15 protein-coding genes are annotated in these 20,515 nt (G+C 59.1%); 2 read left to right on the forward strand and 13 right to left on the reverse strand.

The window, feature by feature from the left end; genetic code table 11:
• Nucleotides 1–4: 4 nt before the first annotated feature.
• From AB5Y76_RS16205 to AB5Y76_RS16220, 4 genes are read right to left on the reverse strand one after another with little or no spacing between them, the layout of a single operon-like run.
• Nucleotides 5–781, reverse strand: a complete 777-nt coding sequence (locus tag AB5Y76_RS16205) for an ABC transporter permease (RefSeq protein ID WP_263718910.1) — start codon at nt 779–781, stop codon at nt 5–7.
• On the reverse strand, nt 774–1,673 hold the full coding sequence (locus AB5Y76_RS16210; protein WP_263718909.1) for an ABC transporter permease subunit: 900 nt from the start codon (nt 1,671–1,673) through the stop codon (nt 774–776). The genes AB5Y76_RS16205 and AB5Y76_RS16210 overlap by 8 nt, the downstream gene beginning before the upstream one ends.
• Entirely contained in the window at nt 1,673–2,506 is an 834-nt protein-coding gene (locus AB5Y76_RS16215; protein WP_263718908.1) for an alkaline phosphatase family protein, read from the reverse strand. Before AB5Y76_RS16215 ends, AB5Y76_RS16210 begins: the two co-directional genes overlap by 1 nt.
• A gap of 9 nt (nt 2,507–2,515) precedes the next feature.
• Nucleotides 2,516–3,577 (reverse strand): ABC transporter substrate-binding protein, encoded by a 1,062-nt coding sequence (locus AB5Y76_RS16220; RefSeq protein WP_005355254.1) that lies wholly within the window; start codon nt 3,575–3,577, stop codon nt 2,516–2,518.
• Nucleotides 3,578–3,796: 219 nt separating this feature from the next.
• On the opposite strand from AB5Y76_RS16220, the gene AB5Y76_RS16225 reads away from it, so the two are divergent.
• Entirely contained in the window at nt 3,797–4,606 is an 810-nt protein-coding gene (locus AB5Y76_RS16225; RefSeq protein ID WP_263718906.1) for a UTRA domain-containing protein, read from the forward strand.
• Between the two features lie 40 nt (nt 4,607–4,646).
• On the opposite strand, the gene AB5Y76_RS16230 is transcribed toward AB5Y76_RS16225, so the two are convergent.
• Nucleotides 4,647–5,411 (reverse strand): helix-turn-helix transcriptional regulator, encoded by a 765-nt coding sequence (locus tag AB5Y76_RS16230; RefSeq protein WP_005336490.1) that lies wholly within the window; start codon nt 5,409–5,411, stop codon nt 4,647–4,649.
• Between the two features lie 254 nt (nt 5,412–5,665).
• Nucleotides 5,666–5,866 (reverse strand): hypothetical protein, encoded by a 201-nt coding sequence (locus AB5Y76_RS16235; protein ID WP_139126133.1) that lies wholly within the window; start codon nt 5,864–5,866, stop codon nt 5,666–5,668.
• Nucleotides 5,867–6,687: 821 nt separating this feature from the next.
• Between AB5Y76_RS16235 and AB5Y76_RS16240 the strand changes: the two genes are divergently transcribed.
• Nucleotides 6,688–7,314, forward strand: a complete 627-nt coding sequence (locus AB5Y76_RS16240) for a porin family protein (protein WP_129503096.1) — start codon at nt 6,688–6,690, stop codon at nt 7,312–7,314.
• An 84-nt stretch (nt 7,315–7,398) separates the two neighbouring features.
• On the opposite strand, the gene AB5Y76_RS16245 is transcribed toward AB5Y76_RS16240, so the two are convergent.
• The 7 genes from AB5Y76_RS16245 to recC form a co-directional block, all read right to left on the reverse strand.
• On the reverse strand, nt 7,399–8,397 hold the full coding sequence (locus AB5Y76_RS16245; protein WP_058057085.1) for a sensor domain-containing diguanylate cyclase: 999 nt from the start codon (nt 8,395–8,397) through the stop codon (nt 7,399–7,401).
• Between the two features lie 267 nt (nt 8,398–8,664).
• Entirely contained in the window at nt 8,665–9,144 is a 480-nt protein-coding gene (locus AB5Y76_RS16250) for an N-acetyltransferase (RefSeq protein WP_139463673.1), read from the reverse strand.
• Nucleotides 9,145–9,348: 204 nt separating this feature from the next.
• A complete protein-coding gene (locus AB5Y76_RS16255; RefSeq protein WP_263718898.1) occupies nt 9,349–10,080 on the reverse strand; it encodes a hypothetical protein in 732 nt (243 codons plus the stop codon).
• Nucleotides 10,081–10,137: 57 nt separating this feature from the next.
• Nucleotides 10,138–10,944: a hypothetical protein gene (locus AB5Y76_RS16260; protein ID WP_263718897.1), complete on the reverse strand. Its 807-nt coding sequence runs from the start codon at nt 10,942–10,944 to the stop codon at nt 10,138–10,140.
• Nucleotides 10,945–11,250: 306 nt separating this feature from the next.
• Nucleotides 11,251–13,314, reverse strand: coding sequence for an exodeoxyribonuclease V subunit alpha (recD, locus tag AB5Y76_RS16265; protein WP_263718896.1), 2,064 nt, complete (start codon nt 13,312–13,314; stop codon nt 11,251–11,253).
• On the reverse strand, nt 13,311–16,919 hold the full coding sequence (recB, locus tag AB5Y76_RS16270; protein WP_263718894.1) for an exodeoxyribonuclease V subunit beta: 3,609 nt from the start codon (nt 16,917–16,919) through the stop codon (nt 13,311–13,313). Before recB ends, recD begins: the two co-directional genes overlap by 4 nt.
• Complete coding sequence (recC, locus tag AB5Y76_RS16275; protein ID WP_263718892.1) at nt 16,919–20,272, reverse strand: exodeoxyribonuclease V subunit gamma; 3,354 nt, start codon at nt 20,270–20,272, stop codon at nt 16,919–16,921. Before recC ends, recB begins: the two co-directional genes overlap by 1 nt.
• Nucleotides 20,273–20,515: the final 243 nt, after the last annotated feature.

The following is a 20,515-nucleotide window of genomic DNA, read 5'->3' on the forward strand; positions in this document are numbered from 1 at the left end:
TGGATCACCGATGAAATCTGTTGGCCGCCCAGGTGAGCAGCAGGGTCAGCAGGAAGTAGCTCATCACCAGCGCACTGGTGAAGTGGCCCGAAGTGGCGCGCATGTTGTAGAGGTAAACCTGCAGGGTCTCGTAGCGGGTGCCCACCAGCATGTTGGCAAACACGAACTCGCCGAGCAGGAAGGAGAGGGAGAGAAACAGGGCTGCCAGCAGCCCCTTGCGCAGACAAGGGATCACCACCAGCAGAAAGGCGCGCCGACTACTGGCCCCCAGCAGATGGGCAGCATCCATCAAATCCCTGAGCGGTACCCCTTGCAGGCTGTTGGCCAGCGCCCGGTACATGAAGGGGAGCACCACGGTGAACCAGGTACCGATCAGGATCCACGGTGTGCCGATGATGGGCAGGACACCATCGGCGTAGATCTGCAGCAGCCCCACCGACGAGACCACGGGCGGCACCGCGAAGGGGAGCAGGATCAGCAGGTTCATCCAGGGATCCAGCTTGGGGAAGTAGTAGGCCACCACCAGCACGGTCGGCACCAGCACCAGGGTCCCCAGCAGCAGGGTGACGAAGCAGACCAGGAGGCTGCGGCCAAACGCCGCCAGAAAACGCGGATCGCCCCACAGCTTGAGATACCAGTCGAGGGTGAAGCCGTCCGGCAGCAGAGTCGCCCCCCAGCGGGTGGAGATGGAGTAGAGAAACGTGGCCAGCAGCGGTAGCAGCAGGGTGGCGACCAGCCCACCCAGCACCCACTTGGGCCAGCGCGGCGTCAAATCATGCATGGGATTGCCCCTTGTTCACATAGCTCTTTTTCAGCAGCCACTGGTTGGCGGCGGTCACCACTCCCAGCAGCACCATCAGGATCACCGCCAGCGCCGCCGCCATATTGGGCTCGAGGAAGATATCGCCGGAGACCAGACTGGCCACCCGGATGGTCACCAGATTGAAGTTGCCGGTGGTGAGGGCGTAGGCGGAGGCATAGGCCCCCACCGCGTTGGCAAACAGGATGATCAGGGTGCCGAGCAGCGCAGGCGTCAGCACCGGCAGTGCCACGTGCCACACATACTGCCCCTTGCTCGCGCCGAGCAGCGCCGCAGCCTGCGGCCACTCATCCTGCAGCGCATCAAACGCCGGGTAGAGTAGCAGCAGGGCGAGCGGGATCTGGAAGTAGGTGTAGATGAGAATAAGGCCGCTACCCGAGTAGAGGTTGAAGCCGTCGATCAATCCCCATGATTTCAGCAGCAGAGTCACTGCACCATTGATGCCGAGAATGATGATAAAGGCGAATGCTAGTGGCACCCCGCTGAAATTGCCGGTCATGGTGACAAAGGCCAGCAGCAGCCGTTTGACCCGCTCACCGCTGTGACGCAGCGCCGCCGCCCCGAGGGTGCCGATGGCAAGCCCCGCCAGACTGGCGATACCGGCAATGCGCAACGAGTTGCCGAACGATTGCAGGTAGAAGGGGGAGCTCAAAATCTCCCGGTAGTAGTCGAGGCCCCAACCATCTGGGGTCTGAAAGCTGCCCACCAGCACCCACACCATGGGGGAGAGCTGAAACAGGATCATCAAGAGAATAAACGGCAGCAGCACCAGTGCGGGCAGCCAGTGGCGGCGCACCTTGTGCTTGGTGGCCACGGGTTGATCCGCGAGGATCTCGGTGGTGGCAGGCATCATCAGTGCACCTCGCGCATAAAGGCGGCCTTGAGCAGCGGTGGCGCTGCCGGCTTGTCGTGGGGAATGCCCAGCAGATCGGCCATCAGGGCGCAGAGCTGGGTCTGGGCGATCACTACCCCATCCGGCCAGCGCTCGACGAAGGCATCGCCAAACAGCCAGAGCGGCACGGTGCGCTCTTCGGGCAGGGTGCCGCCGTGGCTCAGGTCGTTGTTCATACCGTGATCCGAGGTGATCACCACCTGATACCCCTCCGCCAGCCACTGGGGCAGCAGATCGGCCAGCAGGCTGTCCATGCGGCGCGCCTGATTGCGGTACTGGCGGGAGTCGAGGCCAAACTTGTGGCCTGCATCGTCCACCCCCATCGGGTGGATCAGCAGAAAATCGGGATCGTATTGGGTTCGCAGCCATTCCCCATCCATCAGCAGATGGCTGTCGGGGTAGTTGTCATCCCAGTAGAAGCAGCCGTGCTGGATCGGCAACTGCTCGTCGTGAGTAAAGCGATCGCGGGCCGCCAGCCAGGGGCTGCGGTTGTAGAGTTCGCTTACCCAGTAATAGGCCGCCGCTGCGGTGCGTTTGCCCGCGGCGCGGGCCAGATGGAAGATGGAGTCATGCAGACTGAGGCGACTCACCCCGTTGTGGGTGATGCCGCTCACCACCGGCGGCACGCCGGTCAGGATGCACTCGTAGAGAGGTCGGGAGAGAGACGGCAGGGCAGCATTCAGGGTCGTATGCAGGCCCCGCCCCGCCTCCACCATGCCACCGAGGTAGCCCATGGTGTGGGCTACCTCGGCTGCCAGACCATCCACAAGTACCACTATCACCTTGTGTTGCACTGGATTCCCTTACTGCATGTTGATCATGACGGTTTCTTGCCACTGGCGCGGCAGGGCTTTGGAGCTCTGCTCCCAGGCGGCGTGATCCTGCACCGGCTTGGCATTGGCGTACTGCTCGGCCGGCAGCAGCTTGGCCTTCACATCATCCGGCAGGGTCACGTTGCTGCGGATCGGGCGGGCGTAACCACGGGCCAGGTTGATTTGACCGGCATCGGAGAGGATGTATTCACGGGCCAGTTTGGCGGCGTTGGGGTTCTTGGCCCACTTGTTGATGATGGTGGTGTAACCGGCGATGACTGAGCCGTCGCTCGGGATCACCACATCAAACTTCTTGGGGTCGATCTGGTCGCGGTAGTTGAGGGCGTTGAAGTCCCACAGCACACCCACTTCCACCTCGCCCTTCTCGATGTTGGCGATGGTCGGATCGTTCAGCGACAGGCGGCCCTGTTTGGCCAGCTGACCGAACAGCTCCAGTGCCGGTTTCAGATTCTTCTCGCTGCCGCCGGTGGCATAGGCCGCCGCCAGCACGCCGTTGTTGGCCTGGGAGGCAACGCCCACATCACCCAGGGTCACCTTGTAGTCACCACCCAGCAGGGATTGCCAGCTGGTGGGGGCGGCCTTGACCAGATCCTTGTTTATCAGGAAGGCGATGGTGCCGGTATAGGCCAGCATCCAGTGACCGTCCGCATCCTTGGCCCAGTTGGGAATATCGGCCCAGGTGGAAGGTTTGTAGGGCTGGGTAACACCCTGCTTGACCGCAACCGGGCCGAAGGCACCACCCACGTCGCCGATATCGGCGGTAGCATTGGCCTTCTCGGCGGCGAACTTGGCGATCTCCTGCGCCGAGCTCATGTCGGTATCCTGATGCTTGATGCCGTAGATGCTGCCCAGCTGCTGCCAGGTATCCTTCCAGTTGGCCCAGCTGTCGGGCATACCGATGCTGTGGAGCTGGCCTTCGCCACGGGCGGCCTTTTCGAGATCCGCGATATTTTCGGCTGCATAGCTATTTGTGGCAAACAACGGTTGGCTGATGGCCACCATGGCCAGTGCACTTGCGATCACGCTTTTCATCATCCCATCCCTCTGGACTAGGTCAGTTAAGGTTCGAGAGGGATGCTAGAGGGGAATTGTGACGGTGGCGGGGCGCTTTAATGGCAGTTTGATGACAATCACCCTGTCATGGCGCTGTCATCCACAGCGGTTACAACTCTGAACCCGAGTGAGGCTGGACTATTCCAGTAAGGGATTGGCCAGCCACCCGCCTTCTGAATAAGCAACAGGGACAAGAGTGTGACCGAGCCGAGATTGAGCGAGCAGAGAGTGAACGAACAGAGCATGGCCGATGGCCGCTCCTCCTCCAAGTGCGAACAGATTTGCCAGACCCTGCGCCGCTATATCGGCAGCGGCCAATTGGGAGCCGGGCAGCAGTTGCCCGCCGAACGGGCCCTGAGCGAGCGTTTTGCCACCACCCGCATCACCATCAAGGAGGCGCTCTCCAGCCTCGAAGCGGACGGCCTTATCTACCGTGCCGAGCGGCGCGGCTGGTTTGTGGCACCACCCCGCCTCACCTACGATCCCGCCATCCACACCCACTTTCACCAGTGGATCGGCGAGCAGCAGCGTACCGCCGAAACCCGGGTGCTGGCCCACGGTAGCGAGCTCGCCAGCAGTGAGCTCTGCCGCTGGATGGGGCTGGATCCCTTCACACCGCTCTACGAGATCCGCCGCCAGCGCCTGATCGACGGCCGCCCTGTGCTGCATGTCAGCCACCATCTGCTGGCCAGCCGCTTTCCCGATATCGCCAGTGCGCCGCTGGCCAGCTCCCTCACCGAGCTCTATCAGCAGCGCTATGGCATAGGCCAGGGTGGGGCGAGTCTCGAGATCACCCCCTCGGCGGCGCGCGGCGCCATCGCCCGCGCCCTCAATCTGGCGGAGGGGAGCGCGGTGCTGCGGCTGGTGCGGGTCAACTACGACGAGCGAGGCGGTCTGGTGGATTGCGATATCGAGCACTGGCGGCCGGATGCCATCCGCATTTGTCTGGATACCCGGGCGCTGCAACCGATCGCAGGCAAGCTGCAACAAACCCGGGTCGCCGATTAGACTCCAGCCAACAGAGCGGATCCCGCAGGATCCGCCGGGATCAGTTGTCGATATTGGGGATCATGTCGTCGAAGCTCTGGTAACCGCAATCGGCCAGTTGCAGCGACATGGTGTAGGTCTTGGCGTGCTCCTGCTGACCGATGGCGGGGCGGTTGAGCTTGATCTCCTGATGCCAGTACTCCTTCATCCGGTCGATCAGCGCCATCGCCTCCCCCTCGTTGAGGTGCAGCTGGCAGAGCGCCATATAGTTGTTCGACTTGTGCATGTTCTCCACCAGATACTCCCCCAGTACCGACATTGCCTGCCGCGCCTGCTGGCGGGCGAAACGGCTGTGCTGCTCGAAGCTGATCCGCTCACTGATCAGGAAGTGGTAACTGTTGTCGATACCGAGCTGCAAAATGCCGAGCTTCTCCAGCTTGCGCAGATAAAGGTAGCAGGAGGCATCGGTCAGGCCGTACTCCCGCTTGAGATCGATCAGCGTCTTGTCGCGCCAGAAGATATTGGCGAGAAAGGCGTAGAGCCCCGGCTCGTTGTGAAACGCCTCGTCCTGCTCCTGAGTGAAGACGGCGCGGCGGCTCTGGGCGTCCTGAGTGCGATCCAGCAACTCCTCGAACGAGAGCCCCACCAGATGGCAGATCTCCAGCAGAGTATCGAACGGCAGCGAGGGCTTGTTCATCATCCGTTTCACGGTCGCGATGGAGACACCCATGGCTTCTGCCAGGGTCTGATAGCGGATCCCCTTGTCGGTCAGAGTCTTCTTCAGGGTGTCGAGAATATTGTTGGCCAGGGTCTGGCTGTAGGTCATGCCACTCTTCCTTGTTATCGCACTTTCATTGCATGGTTATGCCGAGTCAGCTTCTGACCTGTTTTTACCTTCAAGGCTCAGATATTGACACCGAAAAAACAGCCTAGAGAAAAAATCGCCTATAACGCCCATCAGGACAGACCAGTTGAACGATGAGGTCGCAAAATCTGACACCAGACAGTGCATATCTTTCAACCCGCAAACATTTTGCTAGTGCTGCATAGAACATCGCGCATAATCGAAACGTATCGAATTCAAGACCCTTCCTGGTTGAGAAATCGATTGTTTGCTTCCAAATTTTTATCTTTTAAACCGTAAGGTTTTTTCTCTTTCCTGGCATTGGGCGGCGCTGATAGCACCGCCCTTTTCTTTTCCCTGAATTCGCAGGTCAGGTCAAGGGCCCCGGCAAGGGGAAGTGTCACCGGCCACCCGCCGCCCACTGATGCGCCAGCCACTACGACCTCTCTGGCAAGGTATCCTAAACGATCATCAATAGCGTTTCATTGCCATTCAATATATTTAAATGGCTTGCTTGGAAAGCTTCGTTAAATATAAAAACGAATATAATAAAGTTATTTAAAACTCCAAAAACCTATCTTTTAAATGGCTTGTGTATATAAGCAAACAAAATTAATCAGGCCGCACGACCCATATCTGCTTATCACACCACATGCCCACCCCAACAACTGCTATCGGGTAAAGAGAAAAGCCACCCATAAGAACCCACCCACTCATCTGGTGGGCAACATGGCCTACGCATAAACAGCCTCAAAAGACCACCAAAAGTCACAATGGGAACAATCCCAAACCTCAAAAAGTGCAAAAAACAGGCAAAAAGATAGATTTTTTTCTCACGGTTTCACCTTGTGATACGTTCAAAAAATCATCGAAAAGAACCTGATGCCAATCAGTGACATCTGAGATGCCAATTTTTAGACAACTCATCACGGCTACGCTCGAATGAAAATTTAATGCCGATACAAATCAATCACATAGAACCAAAACCGAACTCTCAGCCTGTCATTTGCCTCACCAGTTAATTATTTAAACCTCAATAAAGCTAAAACTCTAATAACACCATTTATTAAACAAAATGTCCCTGCTTGCAGCCAGTCATATTTAGAAGAATGGGGAAATTACTCTCTTGTTATTCAGAAATTCGCTGACTATACTGCGGCCCCTCTGTGAAAGCAGAGCAATGACGGAAATATAAAAAGCTTCATGGATTGAGCAATATAAATCACACGCAGTTCACGCAACACAAGGTTATTTATCCATGAACAAGTTTAATAAAATTGCCGCTTTCTCCCTGCTTGCTCTGGCCATGAATGGCGGCGCCCATGCCGAAGGCTGGTATGCAGGTCTGGATCTGACCACCTCCAAGATGGATCTCGATGGTGCAGCCAAAGACGCCTATGACGCCAAGCTCATCGATGACCAACTCGACGGCGGCAGCCTGATCGTGGGTTACAGCTTCAAACCCTGGCTAGCCGTTGAAGGTGGCCTGCACGCCCAACAGATGGATCAGCTGGTCTGGGTGACCTCCCCGATTGCAACCGGCTTTGCCGACACCACCATCGAAACCCGCAGCATCAGCCTGGCCGCCAAGCTGAGCCAGCCGCTGGCCTGGGGCTTCAGCGCCTATGCCAAACCGGGCATCGCCTACACCCGCACCGAAGTGGAAGTTGTCGGCAACGCCACTCTCCTCGGTTTCAGCGGTCAGGGAAGCAAGAGCGCAACCAAGAGCAAGGTACACCCCAATCTGGAAGTAGGTCTGGACTACGCCTTCAACGACCACTTCTCTGCCGGTATCGGTTACGAGCGCCAGTTCGACGCCCTGAGCCTGGGTGACGAGCACTACTCTCTGGATACCTTCAAGCTGGGTCTGCGCTACCACTTCTAAGTCGCGCCGAGTCAGTAACAATACAAAAGGGCCGCAGGTTTCAAACCTGCGGCCCTTTTTACTGCTCTTTTTCCGTACCCCGCGTTAGCAGATCTGGTCTTTACCCAGCTGCTTGGCCTGATAGAGCGCCCGATCGGCACGTACCATCAGGCTCTCCTTCTGCTCATCCTGCTGATACTCCGCCAGCCCGAAGCTCATGGTAGCGGGCGCATGGGGGCAGATGGGCTCGCTCGCCATCAATGCCTGAAACTTGCTCGCCACCACCAGCGCATCCTCGCGGCCGGTGTTGGGCAACAACACCATAAACTCGTCACCACCCCAGCGGGCCAGCAGATCGATCTCGCGGATATGACGGCGCACCAGCGCCACTATGTTGATCAGGGTCTGATCCCCGGCGTTGTGGCCATAGCTATCGTTGATCTGCTTGAAGTTGTCCACATCCATGGCGATCACCGTAAACGGCTGATGGAAGCGGCGCGCCCGCTCGCACTCCAGCTGCAACGCCCGCTCCAGCCGATAGCGACTGGCTGCGCCGGTCAGGGCATCGGTCTCTGCCAACAGACGGTTCTCCTCGGCTTTCTGTTGCAGCGCCTCGTTGAGTCGCACCAGCTCGGCGGTACGCTCGGCAACCTGCTGCTCCAGCGACTGATTGCGCCGCTCCAGCTGCTCCAGCAACAACTTGCTGGCGTGGATATCGCGATGGGCACCGATCATCCGCGCCACAGAGCCATCGGGATTGCGCTCAATGATCCGGCCGCAATCCTCAATCCAGAGGTAACTGCCATCCCGGCAGCGGCAACGGTACTCGGCACGATACTCATGGGCGCTGCCGCTCAGACAGAGATCGAACTTCGCCATCACTGCCGCCAGATCGTCGGGGTGGATCACGTTCTCCCAGGTGAAGACGGTATTGCCGAGGGAGTGAGGCTCGTAACCCAGCATCCGGTACCAGCCCGGGTTGCGATAGACAAAACCGGTATTGGCATGCCAATCCCAGATGCCATCGCTGGTCACCTCCAGAATGCCATGCACCACGGCCTCGCTGACATCCGAGATCCTGATCGTGTCACTGTCCTGCACCATAGCAGTTATCCTTGTTCTTCCGCCCCGCGCCACCACGGGGAATCGCGCAGTTGTCGTGAGGCGCTACCTTGGCATATTGCAACAGATCTGTCAGCCAGAACCCCACCGCACCACCGTTTCCCCGGTTATCGGCCACTCACGGCGCAGGCTGAATCAGGGTGGCCATAAGTGTGGCTCAAGCGCGCCCCATTTACCGGATTTAACTCACGATTCAGTCATTTGGAGGATGGGAATAAATGAGGGGATACCCAGGGGCCCCCACAGAGGTCACTCGGCCAGAGTCAGCCGATAAAAATCCGTCTCCTGATGTTTTGGATTGGGGCGCAGAAATACCCAGCCAAAGCGCCGGTAATGATTCAAGGCTCGCACATTGGTGCGACTCACGGAGAGGATCGCCCATTTACAACCCGCTCCCAGCAACTGCTGGCGAATATAGGCCTGCAACACGGCAGCCAAGCCAATGCCACGATATTCGGGGAACAGATAAATCAGCTGCACATAACCGGTCTCGGGCTCATCGGAAAAACTGCGAAACTCCAGCTGGCCCACCCGTTGTTCACCCGCCCAGACATGAAGGTAGTGCCATTGCGTTTGCCCCAGCCTTTCGCGGATCCGCTCCCGATAGCCGTCGATAAAGTCGGCAAAACCATCATGGGTATGAAAGCTGCAAAAATAGGCATCCCTGCGTGCCTGCACACAGAGCTCGTAATCCCGATCCAGATCGATGGTGTTAAATTCAAGTCTCAAGCAATGACATCCTGTCGTGTGTTGGTTGGATATAGGGTGTAATAAGCGCAGCGCATTACACCTTTTGGCAGATAAATAGCAGCGGTGCAATTCACTTCGTTCTTTGCACCCTACTCGCCCTCACCCTGCCCTCTCCCGGAGGGAGAGGGGATAAAGCGGCACCGGAAATATGATCGCCAGCCACACCGGTTCGATTGGAGAAACTTAACCTGGGCGCGGGAACGAGATTACCCTCTTATTTAGTTGCTGGAGAGCGGTTGGCGGTGAGGGGATAGAAAAGTAAGATTTTTCTGGATATACCTTGTAGCTCTCCAGGTATGACCCAGCCTCATTAACCCGAGTTTTCACCCATACCTCACCATGATCCCGAATCCGTTCCTTTCCAAGCTTATTATTACTGTAACAAATATTGAACCAATACCCAGTATGCTTATCTTTTATCTTTAAGCCTGCCTCACAATGCCCGCTTTTACCTTTGGATGGTCCGGGGTGAACCACTTTATATTCCGTGTCATAACTAATAGTTCTATCTGGATAAAAATAGACGTACATATCATAGCCACTCCATGACGATATAAACATCATAAAAAAACAATAACCAAAGGCTTTTGTGATATGTTTTAATGCGTCGCGACTGGGACACCGAAAAGCAGTAAATATCGCACCAACCAATCCAAACAGTGCACTGATAGTAATATAGGTGAGCAACTCTGGAACCGAGTCAGCAATCACTGTCTTATCTGACAAAACCCATTGAAACAATATGTTTGCCAGCCATATAAAACTCAAGAGTATAATACCAGCGCCAAGCAACTTTGCCTTGCGACGCTCGTTTTCAAAACTATAAATTGTCATTTTACTGCCTGATTTATCATTAAAAATGAAAAGTATCTCACCATTTTGCAATATAAATATGAGAGGTGCAATTCTACTCACCACTGTAAACTTTTGGATTTTTACGCTCGGTCACACAACATTCGACAAGACGTAAAATTATTCATTAATAGGAATTCCCATTACAGATAACCTTGCAGGTATAATCTTCAATCTAAAGTCATCCTCTAAATCACTAGGTGTATTAAAAGGTAATAACTCAATAAAATCATCTAAGTTTTTATATTGAACTGAAAGCTCTCGAATATGAGATGGAAATTCAGATTGAGTAATTTTAAGTGCATTCTCAAAAATATAGAGTTCAAAAATTAACACCTCATACAGAAAGAACAAATCACATATTACTCCATACAATGAGTCACTAGTTTGATTTTCTTTAAGCTCAGACACAGAACAATTAAACTTCTTTAAATACCTGAAGCTATCACCACCGTTAGAAATAAATTTGCCAGCTACACCAACTATATCCTTACGATGCCTTTCATTTATTAACCTATGTAGAGATGTATTGAAAAATAATTCCATCTCGCTATCAATAACTCTTGCCTCAAAAGGGGATATTTTTGTAGATGAAATATATTCAATAAAATTTTTATGTGTTTCTTCATCTCTACTTGTAGAAATTATTTCAACACATAAATTACGAAGTTCTTGCCTGAAATCAGTCGAGTTACTGACATCACCATACTCAGTAGATAGAGATTTCCATAGTGAAAAAATTTTATTTGGATAATAAAGATTAGTGAAATGATATATCACTTCACGCACACAACTATATTCTAAGTATTTGTTTTCATAGACTCTAGATTGTAGTAACACGCATTCATTATATTGGTTTATGACTTTGTTATACTTTGCGATAGCTTCCTTTCTTTCTGACGATTTTATTTTACTGTCTTCAATCATTGTATTTACAATCAAAATGACTATTGAAAACATTAAGGGTGATAGTAGTTTAGATATTTCAATGAATAGGTCTTCTTTGTATCCAAGAGACCTCTCAAGATGAGCGGAAAATAAAAAAGCACCACTGGAATTAACGATATAAATAATACAGCAAGTATTTTAATTGAAAGCTTCATTAAGACTCCCACCGTAAAATGAAAATTAAAATATGACTATTGGCTATTTTCATATTCACCTCTCATGATTTTCTATCTATTGGGCGATATGTACATCAGCAGTAGTAAATCCCTTTACCGCCGCCATCAATCACACCCCCAACCTCTCCGCCAAACCGGAATAACGCTCGGTCTTTTTCCGTACTGCCTGTGCCAGCAGGGCGCGATCGCCGTAGAGATCGAGTTTCGCCTTGGCGCGGGTGATGCCGGTATAGACCAGCTCGCGGGTCAACAGCGGGCTGGGGCTGTCGGGCAGCACCAGCACGGTATGGGTAAATTCCGAGCCCTGGGATTTGTGGATGGTCATGGCATAGACCGTCTCGTGGGGCGGCAGCCGGCTGGGCAAAAGCGCCCGCAGGGTGCCATCCGGCTGCTCAAACCATACCTTTAACCGGCCAGTTTCATCGGGCAGGCAGAGCCCCATATCGCCGTTGTAAAGGCCGACCCCGTGGTCGTTGCGCACCACCATCACCGGGCGACCGGCATACCAGTCGCCATCACGGGCAATCAGGCCAGCCCGTGACAGGGCCAGTTCGAGCCGCTCGTTTAGCCCCAGCACGCCGAACGGGCCGTCGCGCAGGGCGCAGAGGATCTGGAAGCTGTTGAATGCCTTGAACACGGCGGCGGGCGCCTCCCCCGCGCGGGCCGCCTGCAGATAGCTGCCATAACCGGCTACCCCCTGGGCAATCAGAGCGTCGTAGGCCTCCCCCGCCCAGGGGTGCAGGCTGATATCGGCAAAGCCCATGCCCCAGACTGATTCCACCGCCGTGGCATCGCCGCTGTTGCAGGCGCGCGCCAGCTGGCCTATGCCGGAGTGCTGATCAAAGCGCCAGCTCTTGGCCAGCAAGCAGAGGCTGTCGCGCACCGGTGCCCCTGCGGGCGTGCCCTGCAAGCGGTAGCCGGTCTGGCGAGAGAGCCACTCCGCCTGCGCCGGGCTGATGCCCTGTTCGATAAAGCTGCAGATATCGCCGAGTACGGCCCCCGCCTCCACCGAGGCGAGCTGATCCTTGTCGCCGAGCAGGATCAGGCGGGCGTGGCTGGGCAGCGCATCGAGCAGGCGCGCCATCATCGGCAGGTCGACCATGGAGGCCTCATCCACCACCAGTAAGTCGAGGTGCAGCGGGTTGCCCGCGTGGTGGCGAAACTGGCTGCGCCCCGGAATGACCCCGAGCAGCCGGTGCAGGGTGCCCGCTTCGGTGGGGATCGCTTCCACCCACTCGGGGGGCAGATCGAGGGCCTGCAGGGCGGAGCCGATACTCTCGGTCAGGCGCGCCGCCGCCTTGCCGGTGGGGGCCACCAGCCGGATCGCCGGGGCCTTGCCCGCTTGCAGGCCGGTCTCCACCAGAATGGCGAGCAGCTTGGCGACCGTGGTGGTCTTGCCGGTGCCGGGGCCGCCGGAGATCACCGCAAAGGGGCGCGCCGCCGCGGTGGCCGCCGCCAGCTTCTGGCCGTTGCAGCAGAGCGCCTCGGGCACTAGCGCATCCAGCTTGCTCAAGTCGCTCGCCGCCTGGGCGCTGGCCAGCAGCGCCTCGATGGCGGGCCAATCCACTTCACTCGGGAACACCAGATCCAGATACTTCTCGATAAAGTGGCGGACCGAGAAGTCGGGGGCGAGGCGGGCTTTGAGCAGCGCCCCAAACACGAGGCCGTAGTCGCGGGCAAACAACCGCGACAGGGCGGGAGCAATCTCCGGCCATTCGGCGCGTTCACTCAAGGCGCGCAGATGGCGGGCTACGCCCTGCTCGTGATCGTGGTAGCGGGTGAGGTAGAGCCGCCCATGCCACAGCCGCAGCGGCCAGCGCGGGGTTAGCCCCTCATCCTGCTCGGTGCCAACCAAGGGACTAGCCGCAAACAGGGCGGGCCAGCGGGCAGGCTCCGCCAGATCCAGCAACAGATCCCGGCTCTGTTGGGGATCCAGCCCGAACGGGCGCAAAGATCCGTTCGCCAGCATCTCCAGCGGCAGGCAGACATGGCCACGGCCCAACTCGAAACAGGTGAGCGCCGCCCCCAGCACCAGCTCGGGGCTGCCGCCAAGGTCGGCCACCAGCCTGGCAAATTGCAGATCCAGCTGGCGGATGCGGCCAGCCAGCGCCAGTGTTTTGAGCCGTTCAACCATCATTGCGCTGGTTGCGGTGCTGATCATGGTGCCGCTCATGCCTCTACCTCGTTAAATGCTTGGGATCCCGCTGCTGGCAGCTCACTGCCTTCGCGAAACAACTTATCCAGCCCCAGCACCAGTTCACGGCTCGGGCGGGTATGGAAAATGCCCCCCTGCGGCATGCCGCGCAGGAACAGATAGAAAACGCCGCCAAAATGCTGCTCGAAGTCGTAGCCCGGCAGGCGCAAAGTGAGCAGCCGGTGCAGCGCCAGCGAGTAGAGCTGGTATTGCAGGTCGTAACGGTGCTCGGCCATCGCCCGCTCCAGCGCCGGACGGCTGTAATCGGCGGGGCTCATGCCGAGGTGGTTCGATTTGTAGTCGAGCAGATACCAGCGCCCCTGCCACTCGAACACCAGATCGATAAAGCCCTTAAGCATCCCCTGCACTGTGGCAAAGCTCAGCGGCTTGTTGCCCCGCGACAACGGGTCGTGCTGCTGGCAGAGCGCGGTCAGCGCCGATGCCGTCACCCGCCCCATGGGCAGGAAGAACTCCAGCTCCACCTGCTTGCGCTCGGGCGCCAGATCCCGCAGCCGCACCGGCTCGCCAAAGCCTGTTTCCAGCGGGGTATCCAGCACCGCTTCGACCTGCTGTTGCAGCACTTGGGCCCAACACTCGTCAAAACCATCCTGCGCCAGCAGGGTGGCGACATGCTCTGCCAGCGGCTCGCCAGCGGCACTTTGAAAGTCGATGGTCTCGAACAAGCTGTGCAGCAATGTGCCGGGGCGCGCCCCTTTCGGGAAGGTGAAGATGGAGGGCTGGGGCGCCTCTTCAGGTTGCTCGGAAGCCAGCGCAGCCGCCTCGGTGACGACCTCATCATCGAAGCCGGGATTGGCGAGCACGCCCTTGCTGTGGCCGTGGCCCTGCGCCGCCAGCCCGGAGTAGGAGCTGATCCACCAGTCCCGCTCAAGGGAGCCGCTAAAGTGGCGCACCTGCGGCTCGCCCAACTGCTCCTCCTCTGGTGGCAGCGGGGCCGGACGGGTGAGCGAGGGCTCACCGACGGCCACCCCGGGCAGCGCCTGAGACAGCTCGGTGAGGGCGGTCGCCAGCGTCTGCGCATCCCCCTCCTCGCCCTTTTGCAGCAGGTAGCCGATGGCGGTGTGGTGCAGGTCGGTCTTCTCCGACTTGCCTGCACCTGCCCGCACCGGCGCCAGCCCCAGCCAGGTGGCGTAGACGCCCCGGGTCAGCGCCACATAGAGCAGCCGCAAATCTTCGGCAAGGCGCTCCCTGTCCGCTTCGGCGAGCGACGAGTCGGCGCCGGTCAGATCGAGAATGGTGCGATTGCCCGCCTCATCCGCTTCGTGATAGAGCGGGGTCTCGGCGGTTCTGTGGCTGCAGATAAAGGGCAGGAATACCAGCGGGTACTCCAGCCCCTTGGATTTGTGGATGGTGACGATCTGCACCAATTTCCGCTCGGATTCGAGGCGCAGTACCTGCTCCGCATCCTGCCCGTTGGGGCGACTCACCGCCTCCCCCAGCCAGCGCAGCAGGGCGTACTCCCCGTCCAGCTCGCTGCTCACCTGTTGCAGCAGCTCGCCAAGATGGAGGAAGTTGGTCAGCCGCCGCTCGCCATAGGGGCTCGCCAACAGCGAAGAGGCAAGATTGCGCCGATGCAGCAGGGCCCGCAGCATCGCCAGCACGCCGCGGCGGTGCCAGATCGATCGGTACTCCATAAACTCCTGCACCGCGCCCTCCCACGCCCGCTCGTCGCTGGCCAGCCCATCGAGCGCCTTGGCATCCAGATCGAACAGCCCGGTGGCGAGCGCCGCCCGCAGGCTGCGCTCTTCGCTCGGGTTCTGGCAAGCGTGCAGGATCAGCAGGATCTCCCGCGCCTCCACCTGCTCCAGCACGCTCTCGCGGTTCGACAGATAGACGGAGGCGATGGCGAGCCGCGCCAACTCCTGCTGCACCAGCTTGCCCTCGGCGCCGGTACGCACCAGCACGGCGATATCTCCGGCCTTGACCGCTTTGTCACCGATCTGCGCCTTGCCCTCACGGGCCTGGGCCAAGAGGCGGTGGATCTCGGCGGCGGTGGCGCGCGCCATCTTGCTCTGGTAATCCCCCCGGTTGAAGGTCGGCTGGCCGGTCAGCTGCCAGCAGTGGAGCACGGGCGCGGTGGCACCATCGAGCAGCAGCGCCTTGCTCTTGCCCTGCGCCTCCACCGGCAGGAAGGGGATATCCGCCTCGTAGATAAAGGGATCTTTTGCCCGCTCGAACAGGCCGTTGACCGCCCCCACCAGCGCACTGCTGGAGCGCCAGTTGCGCCCGAGGGTGTAGTGGGCGCTCACATTTCGCCGCGCCTGAATGTAGGTAAAGATGTCGGCGCCGCGAAAGCCGTAGATGGCCTGCTTGGGGTCACCGATCATCAAGAGCGCCGTGTCGCTATGGCCACCGTAAAGACGGTGGAAGATGCGGTACTGCTGGGGATCGGTATCCTGAAATTCATCTATCATCGCCACCCGGTAGGTGGCGCGAATGCGCTCGCAGAGCCGCTCGCCAAGGCTGGAGCCGAGCGCCCCGTCGAGATCTTTGAGCAGGTCATCGAACGAGAGCTGATGGGCCTGCCGCTTGCTGGCCTGCATCCGGCTACGCACTACTTTGGCCGCCCGTTGCAGGATGAGATCCCGAATACCGGGGCGGCGGGCCAGAAGCTCGTCTATCTGACTGAACAGCGGCAGGGTCGGCACAGAGCCCCCCTTCTTGAGGTTCTCCTCCAGCACCGTCTGGCCAAAGCGCTCCAGCTCCTTGGGGATGGCGTAGCCACTGCTTTCGTCCTGTGCCCAGTCGGCTATCTTGGCAAGCCACCCTTCGTAGTTCTTGCCGGTGTAGCGGCTTACTTGCCCATCCGTCTGGCGGCGGATCTCGTCCATCTGCGCCAGCCATTCACTCTTCACCGCCGCGATGCGGCTCATGGCCGCCTGATGGCGGGCGGCGAGTGTCTCGTCCCCCAGCGCGGGGTGGATCTCCAGCTCGCTGTTGTCGAGCCAGCTGCCCATCTCCCGCAGCAGGGCGGCGGGGCTCGGCCAGAGCGCGCGCACCGCGCTGGCGAGGGCTTTATCCACCGGATAGAACTCGGATCGCCAGTAGTCGCTCACCGCCTGCAGCCTGAGCTGGCTATCGTCGGTGAGAAATTCGGTTTCAAAGAGGGCGCCCGACTCGAAGGCGTTCTGTTTCAGCATCCGCTGGCAGAAACCGTGGATGGTAAAGACCGCCGCCTCATCCATCTGCCGCTCGGCAGCCAGCAGGCGACGGGCCGCCAGTTCGTGATCGTCCACCTCGGCCAGTAGCATGTTCAGCAGGGCGTCATTGCTATAACCACGCATAAAGGCGAGCCGCGCCTCGTGGATACGACCGCGGATCCGCCCGCGCAGCTCGGCGGTGGCCGCTTCGGTAAAGGTCACCACCAGAATTTCGGTCACTGACAACGGCCGCTCGTGGGCGCTGGGCTGACCGGCATCGGCGCCCTCACCGATCATGGGGCCGTGGCCCAGCAGCAGGCGCAGGTAGAGGCCGGCGATGGTGTAGGTCTTGCCGGTACCGGCGGAGGCTTCGATCAGTCGTTCACCATGGAGGGGAAAACGCAGGGTATTGAGCGGGTTAGCCATTATTTCAGCTCCTCCAGGGTCTTGAGCAGCGGGGTCAGGTGTTCGCGGGCCAGCGCCTGCAACTGCCCCAGCACCTCGTCATCGAGTTCGGGGAAGCAGCGGGCAACGTAAACGTCTTGCCCCTCCCCATTGATCATCCAGCCGCCGTTGAAACGGGTGAGGGCCGCCTTGTCGGCCGCCTCCGGCTTGTCGGGATCCTTCTCGATCGCCTTGAGCCAATCCCAGGCAGTGTTGGGGAAAAACGGCAGCGGCCGCTTCATCCCCTGCGCCCAGCACGCCACCAGCGCCGCCAGCTTGGGGCGCGCCTCGTCGGCAGCGAGCTTGGCTAACCGCAGACTCTGTTTGGCGTCGAACAGCAGGGTGTCGCCGGGGGCGCCGCTCAATGAGAGGCAGAGGTGCTGGATCCAGCCCAGCAGCAGATCCTTGCCGTTGAAGCTGCCGGGTTTGACCACCAGCAAGCGTCCCTTCTGGGTGTCGATCCACCCTTGCAGCTGACCCTGAGTCAGCGAGATATCGATCTCCACCGCCTGTTTTTCTGACTCATTGGCAGCAACCCATGGCCGCAGCCGATCCGCCAGCTTGCCCATCTCGGCATCCAGATCGTCCAGCAGCAGGCTGCCGAACCACCCTTGCGGCAAGAGGCCGGTGAGCTGCAACCGCTCGCGACGCTCGGTACTTTCACCTTCCGCCAGATGGGCATCGAGCAGCAGATCTTTCAGCTGATAATGTTGCAGGCCATCCAGCTCGAACGGCTCGCTGTCCTCGATATTGGCTTCGTTCAGCTCAAACCACACCTTGAGACGGCGGTTGAGGAAATATTTGGTGGGCTGGCGATAGAAGCGCAGCAGCTCCGCCAGCTCCAGCCCCTGCTCCTTGCCCCATTCGGGAGGTAAAGGCAGCTCGCCGCTCTGGAAGTTGGCCGCGCCGCGCACCGGATTGAGGGCAGGCAACCAGTCGGCAGCATAGGTAAAGAGGCGCGAACCCGGTTCCGGATAGAAGTAGTTGCGGCTGTAGGGGGTGAGCAGGTGCGCCACCATCAGGTGGTTGAGCAGCCGCTTACCGGAGGTTTCGTCATCGAGATCCTCATCCCCCGCCAGCACGAAGCCCTGCCGCACATAGTCGATCAGCTCCGCCAGCAGCACGGAGGGCACCTTGTCGCTGTTGTCCTGCGCGCTGAAACCCTGATAACTGATATAGAGCCCCTGCTGGGCGCTGAGCAGCGCCTCGAGGAAGAGGTAGCGGTCATCATCACGACGGGAGCGATCCCCACGCCGCGACGCCACCGCCATCAGATCGAACCCCATGGGGGCCAGGGTACGCGGGTAGACGCCGTCGTTCATGCCGAGCAGGCAGACCTGCTTGAAGGGGATGGAGCGCATCGGCATCAGGGTACAGAAGTTGACCTGACCGGCGAGGAAGCGCTGGCTGGATCGGGACTCCCCCAGCACGCTGCCGAGGTAGTCCTGCAACAGGTCGGCGGTAATGGGCTGCTCGAAGCGGGCCTCGCCAAGCCGGGTCTGCCACTCGGCCAGCTGGCTGCGAATGAGCTGAAGCTGACGCTCTTCATCCTCGTCGGCCAGATAGAAGCGCTCCAGCAGCGCCAGCAGGCAGGCATTCCACTCGGCCAGCGGCTGCGCCTGTTGCAGCTGGGGCAAAAACTCGGCCAGCGAGTCGACAAACCAGGCGAGCTTGCCGAGCGCCAGCCCCTGCTGACCCTCGATATCGGCGTAGGGCAGGATGCCCGCCACCGGCTCGCCATCCCCCATGGCAAAACCGAGCAGCATGCGGCGCAGGCCGAACAGCCAGCTGTTGCCGGACATGGGCGGCAGATCGAACCGGACAGGGTAGCCGTCATCCAGCCCCCAGCGGATGCCGGTCTCCTGCACCCAGACCCGCAGCTGGTTGAACTCGTCGTCATCCAGCTCGAAACGGCGCAGCACGGCGGGCACCTCGAGAATGGCGAGCAGCTCCCCTGCCCCGAAGCGAGCGTTGGGCAGCCTGAGCAGGGCGAGGAAGCTTTGCAGCAGCGGGCTCTCCTGACTCGCCGCCCGATCCGAGACCGCAAACGGGATCTGACCGCGCGCGCCAAACACCGCCTGAATATAGGGGCCGTAGCTATTCACATCCGGCATCATCACCACCACATCTTTCGGGGTGAGGGTGGGATCCTGTTCGAACAGCGCCAGCAGCCGGTCGTGCAGCACTTCAAGTTCCCGCATCGGGCCGTGGCAGGCGTGGATCTGCAAGGATCCATCCGCCGGATCGATCGGGCTCTTGTGATGGCTGCTGTCGAGATCGAACTGACCGGCGCCTCGCTCGGCCAGCTCCAGCACATCCTTCTGGATGGCGCGCAGCAGGCTGACATTGCCCTTGCCATCCACTTCGTCGATATCGACGAAAGCCTCGATTTGCGGCACCTCCAGCTCCATCAGCTGATGCAGGTAGTCGCGTCCCAGCTTGCCCATGGAGGCGAGCAGCGGGTTGGCGGGGCCCTGCAATGTCTCGATATCGGTGCCGGGTTTGAGCTTGTTCTCGAGGCGTGCCAGGGTCTTGCGATCCAGCAGATCCCCCCAGTAGTAGCGGCAAGGGTTGGTGACGAACAGGTGCACCTCCACCTCAGGCCGACTGCCGAGGGCCAGCAGCGCCTCCACATAGCGCGGCGGCAGCGCCGAGATGCCGAACACAAAGACCCGCTGCGGCAGCTTGCCCGGCAGATCGGCGGTACGCGCCAGCTCGTGGATAAACTCCTCGTAGAGGTTGGCACGGTGGTAACCGCTCGGAGAGAGCGCCAGGGTGCGGGCCACCAGCTCGCGCCACAGTTCGGGCTGCCAATCCTGACCGCTCACCCCGGCCAGCTCCTGACTCAATCCTTCCCCCTCTTCCCAACGGGCGATCCAGTCCGGCCGGTAGACCAGATACTGGTCAAAGAGATCCGCTACCTTCTGGCAGAGCTGCCACAGCCGCACCTGCTCGGGATCCCTGGCGGAATCCTCCTCATCTCCCCCGCCCAGATAGGCGGCGAGCGGGGCAAAGGCGGGGCGCTCCAGCAAGGCAGGCAGAATGGTCATCAGCTGCCAGCTCATGGAGCCCTTGTTGTAGGGACTCTGGCGCGGTACATCTGCCAGCACCCGGGTGAACATCTCCCAGATAAAGCTGGCGGGCAGCGGAAAGTCGATATTGGCGGCAATGCCGAAGGCTTTGGCCAGCTCCAGCTTGAGCCACTGGGCCATGCCCGGACTCTGCACCAGGATCTGCTCCCGATCGAAGGGGTGAGAGAGAGGGGCCTGCCGGATGCGGCTCACCAGCAGCTCTTTGAGCAGATCCAGCTGATTGGAGTGGTAGAGGGTAAACATGAGCAATTCCCGCCTGTGGATGAGAGGGGGCGAGGGAAAAGGCTAGCCATTTCCGTCACTTCACAAGAGTGAGAATTGTCGGGGATCGAGGGGGAAGATGCAAAAGGCTCTTGTGGCCAGCAGGCGGGTAAACCGCCGAACCATGAGGGGCGCCGCAGATTTGACGCGCCGCCTCACCTATCCGGAAAACTCAGACAGAAAAAAGCCGGTGCAGTTGCACCGGCCAAAAAGCATTGGAAAACT

The sequence above is a fragment of the Aeromonas sp. R1-2 genome (assembly GCF_040908505.1).
GTDB classification, from domain to species: Bacteria; Pseudomonadota; Gammaproteobacteria; order Enterobacterales; family Aeromonadaceae; genus Aeromonas; species Aeromonas veronii.

Excerpts from the sequence above, each read along its gene's own strand:
- AB5Y76_RS16260 (WP_263718897.1), bottom strand. The coding sequence starts at position 10,944 with ATGATTGAAGACAGTAAAATAAAATCGTCAGAAAGAAAGGAAGCTATC.
- AB5Y76_RS16230 (WP_005336490.1), bottom strand. The coding sequence starts at position 5,411 with ATGACCTACAGCCAGACCCTGGCCAACAATATTCTCGACACCCTGAAG.
- AB5Y76_RS16245 (WP_058057085.1), bottom strand. The coding sequence starts at position 8,397 with ATGGTGCAGGACAGTGACACGATCAGGATCTCGGATGTCAGCGAGGCC.
- AB5Y76_RS16210 (WP_263718909.1), bottom strand. The coding sequence starts at position 1,673 with ATGATGCCTGCCACCACCGAGATCCTCGCGGATCAACCCGTGGCCACC.
- recD (WP_263718896.1), bottom strand. The coding sequence starts at position 13,314 with ATGAGCGGCACCATGATCAGCACCGCAACCAGCGCAATGATGGTTGAA.
- AB5Y76_RS16205 (WP_263718910.1), bottom strand. The coding sequence starts at position 781 with ATGCATGATTTGACGCCGCGCTGGCCCAAGTGGGTGCTGGGTGGGCTG.
- recC (WP_263718892.1), bottom strand. The coding sequence starts at position 20,272 with ATGTTTACCCTCTACCACTCCAATCAGCTGGATCTGCTCAAAGAGCTG.
- recB (WP_263718894.1), bottom strand. The coding sequence starts at position 16,919 with ATGGCTAACCCGCTCAATACCCTGCGTTTTCCCCTCCATGGTGAACGA.
- AB5Y76_RS16240 (WP_129503096.1), top strand. The coding sequence starts at position 6,688 with ATGAACAAGTTTAATAAAATTGCCGCTTTCTCCCTGCTTGCTCTGGCC.
- AB5Y76_RS16220 (WP_005355254.1), bottom strand. The coding sequence starts at position 3,577 with ATGAAAAGCGTGATCGCAAGTGCACTGGCCATGGTGGCCATCAGCCAA.